A 10162-nucleotide genomic window follows, 5' to 3' on the forward strand; every position below is an offset into this window, starting at 1 on the left:
GAGTCTACTGTCACAGGGAATGGAAGGTGACGCCCGGCGTCATCCTTCCATTCCCTGTGACATGGTCAGATGCCTTCAGCCGACGATTGGCCTGCCATCACCTTGCGGATCGCGTTGATGGTCCGTTCTTCAACGTCTCGTGGCAAATCATGACCCATGCCCTCGATGGGCAGGTAGACCGCGTTCGGTATGGAGCGCGCCGTGTCCTGACCGCAGGCGGGCGGGATCAATGGATCATCGACGCCGTGGATGACAAGTGTCGGGACCGTGATGTTTGCGAGGTGTGCTCGCCGGTCTCCAGCCACCGCCATGGCAGCGATCTGCCGCGCAGTGCCTCCCGGATCGTAGCTACGCCTTACTTCATCAAGGAGCATGGCGCGATGGGCCTCTTCATCGAAGGGATAACCCGTCCCGGCGATTCTGCGCGCGAACGCGAGGCGCACCGCGAGAAAGCCTTCCGGATCGATCATAGGATCAGGCGCAGGGCGCATCATCATCGCCATGACATCGGGCGCCGCCTGCGGCAGGACCGGATTGCCGGTGCTCGACATGATCGACGTCAGCGAAAGGACCCGATCCGCATGTTCGCTCGCGAGAACCTGCGCGATCATTCCCCCCATTGAGCGCCCGACGACATGCGCCTTGGCAATCCCGAGCGCATCAAGCAGGCCGATCGCATCCGCTGCCATGTCGTCAAGCGTATACGGCACATCAGGTCTGCGCCCGGCCATCAGGGAAGTTGCGAGCGCGCCGAAATCCGGAGCGGGCGAAGCGCTGAAATGCGTCGAGCGGCCCGCATCGCGGTTGTCGAAACGGATCACGCGATAGCCTCGTGCGGCCAGCCCTCTACAGAAAGGCTCGGACCAGCGGATCATCTGCGTTCCAAGCCCCGAAATCAGCAGGATCGTTTCCGCATCGGCATAGCCGAAACTGTCCCACGCGAGCTCGATGCCATTGGCCTTTACAATATTCATGACCTCGCTCCTCCGGCGGGTAGCTCCATTTCGGACAATGGCAGAAGTCGAGAATCCATCACCGCCGCTGTACGGTGACCAAGTCCAGCGAGATAGCCCTTATGGCTGGCGAAGGAGAGGAAGGACGCAGCACTGGCCTGCCTGATCATCATCGTCAGATCCCAATGTTCATCGGCCGGGCCGATCAGGAAGGGACCGCCATGGCCGAGAAAGAGGAGATCGCCGCCGGTTTCTCGTAAGAAGGGCAGTGTGTGCTCAACATAGAGATTGAAGGCCTCAGCACCGCTGATCGGCCTGGCAGGTGCCAGCTCAGGGTGGCCCGAATAATCGGCGACACCCCTGAAGCGCAGCAGGTTGAGCATCACGACGGGACCGGCAAGGTTGCGGTGTACGAACCTGCGGCCAGCCTCCTGTGTCGGTTCGAGGTAGGAAATGGAGTCGGCTCTGGTCATCGGTGTTCCGTTGAATGGCGGGTTAAGCGCTCTGGTTCTCCCCAGCGCCGAAGGCGAGACGCAGCGCATAGGTGCGGATGTCTTCAGGCCAAGTTGCGATCTGTTGTTCCAATGATGTCCGATCGTCGGCGAAGAGGGCCCGGGTCGCTTCTTCGTATCCGGGCAGATCTCCCGCGATCGCCTGCATGAATTGATACGCAGCCTCTTGCGCCGCCTGCCTCTGCTGGCGGGGGCTCGCTGTCTTACGCGCTTCGTCGACGATACGCCTCAGTGTCGCCGACGCCCCGCCGGGCTGGTTCGTCAGCCAGTCCCACTGCCGGGGCAGCAAGGTCACCTCTCGGGCGACGACACCGAGCTTCGGTCGGCCACGCGGCGCGAGGCTCCGAATTTCCTCCGACTCCGTCGGGCCCGGCGCGACCTCGGTTTTGGGGCGGTAGCGTCCTGGGTACGCCTTCGGAGGTTGCGATAACCTTTCAAGAACTTCTTCATCGCTTCCGCGCAAATCAAGGTCGATGGGACGCCCCGTCGTGTCATCGAAGACGAGGACTGCGCCAACCTCATCTGGAGAGCGCTTTACCGCCAAAGCAACCTCGGATAACGGCGCGCTCAGCAGGAATCTTTCCCCGGCAAACGCCGTACAGGTCTTTGTAGCGGGATCGAACATTGCGCACTCCCTTTGATAGAGAAGCGATTAATACCCGGACAAAATTGACACGTCAATTATATCCGGGTAAAAATATACCGCTGTTGCGCCCGCGCGGCGAATGGCGGCTCCGACGAGGCCATTAGTGTCAGCCTCCGGAGAAACTTGCGCGCAGTTCATATCAGAGGCAGCACTCGTAAATTTCTAAGGCATACAATGACGTCGCTCACAAAATGGGTCCTCGAAGGAATAACCCTGGACGGGCGAGCGGTTGGTTTGCTCTTAAAAGCAGTCGAACACCGGTATACTTTCATTCCGAATGCGTGCCGGCAGATAGACGGGGCAGATCAAGCACCTGGTTCATTGGTAATGTCGGCAAAGGGGCCGTGAGGGGACTGTCCGCTATTGCGGAGCCGACTGGCGATAGCGGACATCCAGGCATGAGGCGATACGGTCCGAGTTCAGCCCAAACCGGTCATTGTGGGCTGGGATCCGACAGACTGCTGCCTTCGTTCCGCACGTAGAGCCTTCGTTGAAAAAGTCTGACAGCAGACATCGCTCACTTTGAAGTCTACTTTTCTCAATGCACCCATTTCAATTGATTGGGAGTGGCGCAAAACCTCCGCCGCTGAGTGTCGAGAAGGCGCAAAGACAACTAAACTTCAATGCGTCTTCCGGCGCTCCTAGCCGGTCCTATGTGATTGAATGCAAGCTAGGTGAGCCAGATATAGAGCCACAATGCGACGGTGAAGGTCGCGGAGACAAGAAAAGTGAGGGAGGCTGAGCGACGGGAGGCGGATCGCTCAAATCCCTTTGCCGTATCCATGAAGAGGTGGCGCATGCCAGAGGCCATGTGCTGGAACAGTGTCCATGTCAGGCCGATCAAGATGAACTGTCCCACCCAGCTTCCCGCGAACCCGCAGAAGGTTTCGTATGCTTCGGGTCCCGTCGCAAGCGATGTCAGGTACCACGTCAACATCACCGTGCCCGCGAAGTAGAGACCCACTCCCGTTATTCGATGGGTGATGGAGGCAATGGCCCAAATCTGCCAACGCCATACTGTTAGATGTGGCGAAACGGGTCTGGGGCGACGGGCTGACATGAGATTTTCTAACTCGACTCTCGAGAATTCAAATACGTTTTGAATTCAAATACACTATGTATCTGAAAACGGCAATGCTATGCCACTCTTTATGAAGCAGGCTAAGATCACAAAACCACGCCTGACGCGGGTAGAGAGCCGAGCGCTGACGCGGCAAAAACTGCTCGACTGTGCCCAAAGCGTCTTTCTGCGGGAAGGATATTCCGGAGCGACAATTGAGGAAATTTCCGCGGAGGCAGGCTACACGCGTGGCGCTTTCTATGCGCATTTCAAGTCAAAGGAAGATGTGCTTCTGGAAATCATCTCCTCGCAGGCCGATAAAGTCACGCCGATCCTGATCGAGCGCATCGAGGCGGCTTCATCTCCGTCGGCCATGGTGGAGTTCCTGTCGGAATGGGCGCAAGAGCGAAGTCAGACCCAGAGTTTGTCTTTCATGATGTTGGAGGCGATGCAGCAGGCACAGCGCAGCGGCGCTCTGGATAAGCGATACGCGGCTCTCTTCAACAGGAACTGGCGTAGCGTTGGCGAAGCAATGCGACCGTTTTTTCCCGACCAGCGGCTACCCTGCACAGCCGAGGAACTCGTGGCGATCATTGTTGCGCTGTCCTACAATCCTGTTGTCAGCGGTGCGAGCGGACACAAGGCAGGCAGATTGGTGGAATTGGTTCTGGCAGCATTTTTGAAGGACGCCTGACCGGGGAGTTCAGCCCCGTTCGCTTCCCGTGTTGAAGGCCTGCGCATTTGAATTCCGTAGGTGCCGTAGAACAAGATTGCGTGTGCGCTATCAAGTCCGAAACCATTCGGACATGAAGTCGACGAAGCTGCGGGTGGTTGAGGGAACGAGGGAACGGCTTGGAAGGATTGCGTTCAACGGCAGCGATCGCGCAGACCACATCGGCAAAATCCGCTGCAATCGTCCTTCGCGAAGGTCATCCTCTACCAAAAAGGAAGGCGCCAGTAGAGGCCCGCGGCCTCGCCGCGCAAGGTCGAGTAGAAAGGCGATATCCGAAGCACTCACCCTGCCGCTGAGGCGTATGCTAACTTGTTGGCCGTCAGCGTTTGCTAATGTTATCTGGTTCGGACGGGCCGTTTGCGTGTAGATCAGAACGTCGTGACCTTCTAGGTCCTCTGGCTTCGAAAGCCCTGGTATGCTGGCGAGATACTCGGGTGACGCAACAAGCAAAAGTGCAAACTCTGCCAGCCGCCGTGCCATTAGAGCACTATCTGGGAGCGTTCCGAGGCGAAGGGCCACATCAATGCCTTCTCCAATTACATCTGCGACGCGTTCCGTCAGGTCGAGTGAAAGCGACACACCGGGATACGCGTCCAAGTAGCGATCAAGCGCGGGTAAGAGAACAGCATTGGCGAATGCGAGCGGGGCGGTGAGACGTAGCAGTCCCGTTGGCTTGATCTGCAATGTCGCAGCTTCGGCCTCGGTGCTAGCAATCTCGTCTAAAATTGTTGCGCATCGGTTCAGATAAGCTTGCCCAGCCGGAGTAAGGGCAAGCTTTCGAGTTGAGCGGTTCAGCAGTCGCACACCAAGGCGATCTTCAAGTGATTTAAGGTGCCGGCTTGCCATTTCGGCTGACATCCCCTGCCTACGGGCAGCCGCAGCGAGGCTTCCCTGCTCAGCCGCCTCACGGAAAATCGTCATACTGGTCAGCTTGTCCAAAGCCATTATCCACTCCGGTGCAGGAATGTTTCAATTCTTAACATGATTATCACATTAGCGTTCATGCCGTACAACGTGAGCGTCAACTTTGAAACGGAGGTGAGCATGTCCAGGTTCATTACCACCAGCAACGCGAGGATCCACGTCATTGACGAAGGACATGGAGATATCGTTTTCGTATTTCTTCATTATTGGGGTGGCAGCGCCCGCACCTGGCACCACGTTGTCAATGGTCTTCGCGACAAGGCCCGATGCATTCGGATCGACCTCCGCGGATGGGGCAGATCCGTGGCGCAAAATGAACGCTATGATCTTGAGACCATGGCCGAAGACGTGTCCGAGGTTATCTCGGCCCTTGGGCTGAAGCGGGTGGTCCTTGTCGGCCATTCCATGGGAGGCAAGATCGCGCAGATCTTGGCTTCAAAGCAGGGTCTGGACCCCGAAGCTCTCATACTCGTTGCCCCATCTCCGCCAACCGGCATGCCCGTGCCACGAGATATCCGCGAGCAGATGCTCACATCTTACCAGTCTCCAGAGGGGGTCGCCCAAGCCCTCAGGATTCTTGCTAATAACTCGCTCTCTTCCCAAGACCGCGCGATAGTGCTTGAGGATACGCTTGCAGGTGCTGAAGGCGCAAAACGCGAATGGATTGAACGTGGGATGGTCGAGGCGCTGAAGGCGGACGTGTCGAACATAATTGCACCGGTCCAAATCCTCGTGGGCGACGAAGACAAGGTTGAGCGAGTGGAAGCTTTGCGCAGCATCTACTCCAGCATTTTGCCGGAGGCGCACATCGAAGTGTTAGCCGACACGGGTCATCTCTCGCCCCTTGAAAACCCCAAGGCTATCGTTCTTGCTTGTGAGCGCGAACTTGCAAGATTGGCCACGGCCTTCTGACCAACGCGTTGGTTTGTCAGAAGGCCTTGTGAAGCTGAGGTTTCATTCAGCAGGTTCGACGTTCGCTAGGAACTCAATTGTGCCGAAATCAAGGGGCGACTATCGGGTTGATAGTCGCTCTTGCGCCTTCGGGTCACAGCTATCGCCACCTTCCAGCCTCCAAGCTCAGAGCAGCTTATGTCTCCTTTTGGCGCTTCTGCGCCGTGACGACGTCCGGCCCAATGCGGTCATACGTTTGTTGTGACGGGATGCAAGAGAGTGGCGGCCATTCCTCGCGGAAAGAAATCATGTTGACACTTCTGGCCTTCCACGGCTCGGGGCGAGACGAAACCGATTTGGTTGAGTTTTGCCGCAAGCTCGCACCTAACGCCCACTTACATGCTCCTCGCGGTCAGTTTGCACAGGCGGATGGGTTCACCTTCTTCAGACGCCAGCCTGATCGGAGCATTGCTGCTGCCGAAGTCGTGAGCCTGGCAATGGATTGGATTGCGCAAGAGATCGAGGCGGATCGCCCGACCTCAGGCGATATCATTGCGGTGGGATATTCTAGCGGTGCAATATTTGCTGAAGCGCTGCTCTCTGTTGCTCCTGAGATGTTTGCAGGGGCAATTCTCTTGCGCCCCGAACCCCTATCACCGGGCTTCGGTTTTCCGCGGATGCCGGAGAAACCAATTCTTATTGTGGCCGGTGAGCGCGACGAGCGACGCCGCCCCGACGACGCTGCCGTTCTTGCTGGGCAATTGCACAGAGCTGGGGCCATCGTTTCACTGCATATCATCGATGCTGGTCATGGATGGGCCCGGGACGACGTAGATCTTATATTAGGGCGCTCCTGGCTAGCGACCCTTCCCGCGAAATGACGTCTGCTGTGGCGCGAGGCGGAAGACGCCTGGCGGCCCTTAGCCGACGTCTGACCTGCTTGCGCCGCAGCGAAACCGACCTGGACTGGTTGGCGCATATGCAATTCAGCGGCGAGCCGCGCCGCACGGATGGCGCCGCGGTCTGACATAGTCGTTCCTGCACATTTCAGCCGTCAGTCGAGACCGTGATGGCTTTCCAGGTTTCGATCTCCTGCTGCATGCGCTTAATCCTGTCAGAGACGAGTTTGAGGGCGTCGCTGCCAAGCAAGAGCTGCGGCGGCGGATTTTCGGACGCGACAAGATCCAGGACAGCCTCTGCAAGCTTCGCAGGATCACCGAGCTGCTTGCCGCTCTTTTCCTGACGTGCCGCTCGGATCGGATCAAACAACGCGTCGTAGTCCGAAATAGATCTTTCCGTGCGGATCATCGAACGCCCGGCCCAGTCTGTTCGAAACGAGCCTGGGCAGAGTGTGGTGACGTGCACCCCAAAGGGCGCCATTTCTGAGCGCATGACCTCGGAGATTCCCTGGAGGGCGAACTTGCTGCCACAATAGTAGCCAATGCCGGGCATGGTGATCATTCCGCCCATTGAGGTGACGTTGACGATAAAACCGTGACGTCTTTGACGGAAACGCGGCAGAAAAGCCTTCGCCACTGCGACCGCTCCGAATACGTTCACTTCGAACTGGTGCCGCATCTCTTCCAGCGGCGACTCTTCCAGGATGCCCTCATGGCCGTAGCCGGCATTGTTGATCAGGACGTCCACTGGCCCGTAGTCTGCCTCAACTTGTTCGACGACATCGGGTATCCGGTAGAATTCGGTGACGTCACATAGAACGGAACGGATGGCAGGCAGGCGTTCTGCAAAGCTTGCCCGCGAAGCTTCGGAGCGAATGGTACCGACAACCGTGTGGCCTTGTTTGCTGGCTGCCGTAGCTATTGCAAGACCGAAGCCCGAATTGGCACCGGTGATGAAAAAGGTCTTCTTAGACATGCGCGACATCCTCTTATTGTTTGATCGTTGCCGTTGACTGATAATCTCCCCGTCGCAGCCTGATGAGAGCAATTTCTATGACTTCATTGCCAAATCCTATGAATTTCGAAAGCCAGAGGCTTGTTCGTCGGCGGCTGCTGGAGTTGGCAGGACTGCTCGCCTCAGATGAGGGTTACAATCTGACGAGACTTCCCGGCCTTCGCATTCTGAAGACGGAAATGGTGCTTCATGACGTCCCGGTGCTCTACAAGCCGGGGGCCGTCTTCGTGTTGCAAGGACGGAAGCAGGGCATTCTGGAAGGCGACGTCTATCTCTACGACGAGGAGCACTATCTCTCGGTCTCCGTGCCCGTTCCGTTCCGTATGGAATCCGTCGCCAGCGTGGATCGACCGCTGCTGGCGATCTATGTGGAATTCGACATGCAGTTAGCGGCCGAGATCGCCTCCGTCATCGAGACTCGGTCCTCCGGGACGTCGGCCGCCAGGGCAAGAAGTCTCGTATCCAGCAAGATGGGACCCGATATCCTGGACGTTTTGCTGCGACTGCTGAATGCCCTGACTGATCCTGTAGAGACTGCGGTGCTGGGCAAGGGCATCTTGCGCGAGCTACACTATCGGGTTCTCGTCGGCCCACAGGGTGGGGCGATGATCTCAGCCCTACAGCAGAGAGGTACGCTCGGAAAAATCGTGCAAAGCCTTGCACGGCTGCGTGAGACGTACCGCTCAGACGTCTCCGTCGCAGATCTGGCAAGCGAGGCTGGCATGAGCGTTCCGTCCTATCACGCCCATTTCAAAGCCCTGACCGGCAGTAGCCCGATGCAATACGTCAAGGCCATGCGGCTTCATGAGGCCAGATTGATGATTGCGCGCCAGGACATGGCGATCGCGGAAGTCGCTCTCTCGGTTGGCTATGTCAGCCCCGCTCAGTTCAGCCGCGACTTCAAACGGCACTTCCGCCGCACAGCTTCGGAAGAGGCGAGATGGGTCCGACAGCATCTTGGCGCGCTGGCGTTTGGAGCATAGAGCGTTGGTCCACTCTTGGCGCTTCGGCGCCATGCGGCCGCCGGCGTAACCAAGTTCGTTACCGTGACAAATAAGCCAATTAATTAGCGAACAGCTCCAACGGGAGTGTCACTGACGCGAACCGATAGTTCCCCCAACAATAGCGAGGCGGCACCCGCCAGGAAGACGCCACCTGCCAGAACGCTTACAGTTCCGTCATAGAGCGGACCCAGCCCGATAGCAAAGAGCGACGCAACCAAGCTCGATCCCGATGCGATTAGGGAAGCCCCGAGGCCGGCGACCTGTCCGAGCGAGCGCATCGCCATTGCGTTGAGATTCCCGAACAGGATGCCGATCGCGAAGAAGGCTGCGAACCCGAAGAGCAGAAGGAGCGTGAGTGGTGGTCGGCCGTCGAAGGCGATCGATGCGGCCAGCATTAGCAATCCGGCAAGCGTAAGGCCGAGGAACCCGCACCGCGCCATCGTGTCCATCCCGAAGCGCCCGACAAGCCGACCGTCAAGGTAGGAGGCAAGCCCGATTCCGCCGGCGAGCAGGGCAAAGTGAAATGGATGTCGTTTTGCATTTAATCGCGAGACACCGCATGCAATAATTTCAACAAGATAGCGCGGCACTTAAATTGAGATTGGGCATTTAATTTGAGATTCTGGCTTCGATTTTGGCACTTAATGTGAGATTACCCGCCGAGGAAAACATGGCTGGCTGCGGCCAAGCTTCATCAGAAAATCCCAGATGTCACAAACGGTTATGGAAGGTCCGGATGGCGTCAAGTGCCGAAAATCGCGCCAAAAAATCTCAAATTAAGTGCCATAACCTGCCGGAACGGGCGCATTCTTACGGTTAAATGCCAAGCGACAGATGGAGCCCGCCTTGGTCAGCAGATGGCATGCCGCCAGATTCAGACTTTCAGGCCGAGCCGTGACGGGCAATATCTCAAGATGTGCGGCATGACATATCCAGTTGCCAATCTCGTGGATGCCCAGCCGCGCAACGCCAGCAGTACTCTGGGCGAATGGCAGCAGATAGAGAACGATCGCGTCTTAAACCATAATGGTTCCGCAATGCGGGTTTTGCCGAAGGAGGGCAAGATCATCTATCTCGAACCGCGAAAAGAGCTCTCCTCCATCAAATCCGGACAAGTGCTGTTCGAAGGCAAACCATGGGAACCGGGCGGTCCTTTCTCAGGGACAGCTTATACTTTCCGCAAGGGATGTCCGCCGGCACCTTACCGTGTCGAAGCCTTTTATGAAGGATGGACCGAGACTTTGACGCTGCGAGGCGCAGCGCCGGTACGTAAAAAAAGTGGCTGCGATATCGTCGGTTACTCCCTTGAAAGCGACAACGCCGCGCTGACATTCGACACCACATTCGATTAAATTTCGTGGCATCAGGAGGGAAGATGGACTCAAGCACTTCCGATACCACGTTAAGACAGGCAAGCCATTAATTTGGGGCAACCATAGATCCGTTGAGACAATCCGCGCGCTAGGCTGACTGCTGACTGCTGACTGAATATGGGCTGGATCAACAGACCATTTTATCACAAGCC

12 protein-coding genes are annotated in these 10162 nt (G+C 57.3%); 5 read left to right on the forward strand and 7 right to left on the reverse strand.

What is annotated here, in order from left to right; translation table 11 throughout:
- Positions 1 to 65: 65 nt before the first annotated feature.
- From ACUTJJ_RS23235 to sdhC, 4 genes are all read right to left on the reverse strand, one after another.
- Positions 66 to 974: an alpha/beta fold hydrolase gene (locus ACUTJJ_RS23235; protein WP_445543567.1), complete on the reverse strand. Its 909-nt coding sequence runs from the start codon at positions 972 to 974 to the stop codon at positions 66 to 68.
- On the reverse strand, positions 971 to 1426 hold the full coding sequence (locus tag ACUTJJ_RS23240; RefSeq protein ID WP_445543568.1) for a DUF1330 domain-containing protein: 456 nt from the start codon (positions 1424 to 1426) through the stop codon (positions 971 to 973). The genes ACUTJJ_RS23235 and ACUTJJ_RS23240 overlap by 4 nt, the downstream gene beginning before the upstream one ends.
- 22 nt (positions 1427 to 1448) lie before the next feature.
- Positions 1449 to 2090: a DUF2239 family protein gene (locus ACUTJJ_RS23245; protein ID WP_445543569.1), complete on the reverse strand. Its 642-nt coding sequence runs from the start codon at positions 2088 to 2090 to the stop codon at positions 1449 to 1451.
- A gap of 691 nt (positions 2091 to 2781) precedes the next feature.
- Positions 2782 to 3171, reverse strand: coding sequence for a succinate dehydrogenase, cytochrome b556 subunit (gene sdhC / locus ACUTJJ_RS23250; RefSeq protein WP_428191316.1), 390 nt, complete (start codon positions 3169 to 3171; stop codon positions 2782 to 2784).
- Positions 3172 to 3250: 79 nt separating this feature from the next.
- Between sdhC and ACUTJJ_RS23255 the strand changes: the two genes are divergently transcribed.
- A complete protein-coding gene (locus ACUTJJ_RS23255; protein WP_445543570.1) occupies positions 3251 to 3865 on the forward strand; it encodes a TetR/AcrR family transcriptional regulator in 615 nt (204 codons plus the stop codon).
- A gap of 90 nt (positions 3866 to 3955) precedes the next feature.
- Here ACUTJJ_RS23255 and ACUTJJ_RS23260 read toward each other — a convergent pair whose 3' ends face one another.
- Positions 3956 to 4849 carry a LysR family transcriptional regulator gene (locus ACUTJJ_RS23260; protein WP_445543571.1) on the reverse strand — a complete coding sequence of 298 codons (894 nt, stop codon included), beginning with the start codon at positions 4847 to 4849 and terminating at the stop codon, positions 3956 to 3958.
- 99 nt (positions 4850 to 4948) lie between these two features.
- Here ACUTJJ_RS23260 and ACUTJJ_RS23265 point away from each other — a divergent pair, with 99 nt between their 5' ends.
- On the forward strand, positions 4949 to 5740 hold the full coding sequence (locus ACUTJJ_RS23265) for an alpha/beta fold hydrolase (RefSeq protein WP_445543572.1): 792 nt from the start codon (positions 4949 to 4951) through the stop codon (positions 5738 to 5740).
- A 287-nt stretch (positions 5741 to 6027) separates the two neighbouring features.
- Positions 6028 to 6600: an alpha/beta hydrolase gene (locus tag ACUTJJ_RS23270; RefSeq protein ID WP_445543573.1), complete on the forward strand. Its 573-nt coding sequence runs from the start codon at positions 6028 to 6030 to the stop codon at positions 6598 to 6600.
- A gap of 166 nt (positions 6601 to 6766) precedes the next feature.
- Here ACUTJJ_RS23270 and ACUTJJ_RS23275 read toward each other — a convergent pair whose 3' ends face one another.
- Positions 6767 to 7594: an oxidoreductase gene (locus ACUTJJ_RS23275; protein ID WP_445543574.1), complete on the reverse strand. Its 828-nt coding sequence runs from the start codon at positions 7592 to 7594 to the stop codon at positions 6767 to 6769.
- Positions 7595 to 7671: 77 nt separating this feature from the next.
- Between ACUTJJ_RS23275 and ACUTJJ_RS23280 the strand changes: the two genes are divergently transcribed.
- Complete coding sequence (locus ACUTJJ_RS23280; protein WP_445543575.1) at positions 7672 to 8616, forward strand: AraC family transcriptional regulator; 945 nt, start codon at positions 7672 to 7674, stop codon at positions 8614 to 8616.
- An 83-nt stretch (positions 8617 to 8699) separates the two neighbouring features.
- On the opposite strand, the gene ACUTJJ_RS23285 is transcribed toward ACUTJJ_RS23280, so the two are convergent.
- Entirely contained in the window at positions 8700 to 9086 is a 387-nt protein-coding gene (locus tag ACUTJJ_RS23285) for a hypothetical protein (RefSeq protein ID WP_445543576.1), read from the reverse strand.
- Positions 9087 to 9383: 297 nt separating this feature from the next.
- Between ACUTJJ_RS23285 and ACUTJJ_RS23290 the strand changes: the two genes are divergently transcribed.
- Positions 9384 to 9989 (forward strand): hypothetical protein, encoded by a 606-nt coding sequence (locus tag ACUTJJ_RS23290; protein WP_445543577.1) that lies wholly within the window; start codon positions 9384 to 9386, stop codon positions 9987 to 9989.
- Positions 9990 to 10162: the final 173 nt, after the last annotated feature.

It is taken from the genome of Agrobacterium sp. DKPNP3 (assembly GCF_052686535.1).

What these genes read in the sequence shown, in the direction of transcription:
- ACUTJJ_RS23235 (WP_445543567.1), bottom strand. Translation starts at nt 974, where the DNA reads ATGAATATTGTAAAGGCCAATGGCATCGAGCTCGCGTGGGACAGTTTC.
- ACUTJJ_RS23240 (WP_445543568.1), bottom strand. Translation starts at nt 1,426, where the DNA reads ATGACCAGAGCCGACTCCATTTCCTACCTCGAACCGACACAGGAGGCT.
- ACUTJJ_RS23245 (WP_445543569.1), bottom strand. Translation starts at nt 2,090, where the DNA reads ATGTTCGATCCCGCTACAAAGACCTGTACGGCGTTTGCCGGGGAAAGA.
- sdhC (WP_428191316.1), bottom strand. Translation starts at nt 3,171, where the DNA reads ATGTCAGCCCGTCGCCCCAGACCCGTTTCGCCACATCTAACAGTATGG.
- ACUTJJ_RS23255 (WP_445543570.1), top strand. Translation starts at nt 3,251, where the DNA reads ATGCCACTCTTTATGAAGCAGGCTAAGATCACAAAACCACGCCTGACG.
- ACUTJJ_RS23260 (WP_445543571.1), bottom strand. Translation starts at nt 4,849, where the DNA reads ATGGCTTTGGACAAGCTGACCAGTATGACGATTTTCCGTGAGGCGGCT.
- ACUTJJ_RS23265 (WP_445543572.1), top strand. Translation starts at nt 4,949, where the DNA reads ATGTCCAGGTTCATTACCACCAGCAACGCGAGGATCCACGTCATTGAC.
- ACUTJJ_RS23270 (WP_445543573.1), top strand. Translation starts at nt 6,028, where the DNA reads ATGTTGACACTTCTGGCCTTCCACGGCTCGGGGCGAGACGAAACCGAT.
- ACUTJJ_RS23275 (WP_445543574.1), bottom strand. Translation starts at nt 7,594, where the DNA reads ATGTCTAAGAAGACCTTTTTCATCACCGGTGCCAATTCGGGCTTCGGT.
- ACUTJJ_RS23280 (WP_445543575.1), top strand. Translation starts at nt 7,672, where the DNA reads ATGACTTCATTGCCAAATCCTATGAATTTCGAAAGCCAGAGGCTTGTT.
- ACUTJJ_RS23285 (WP_445543576.1), bottom strand. Translation starts at nt 9,086, where the DNA reads ATGGACACGATGGCGCGGTGCGGGTTCCTCGGCCTTACGCTTGCCGGA.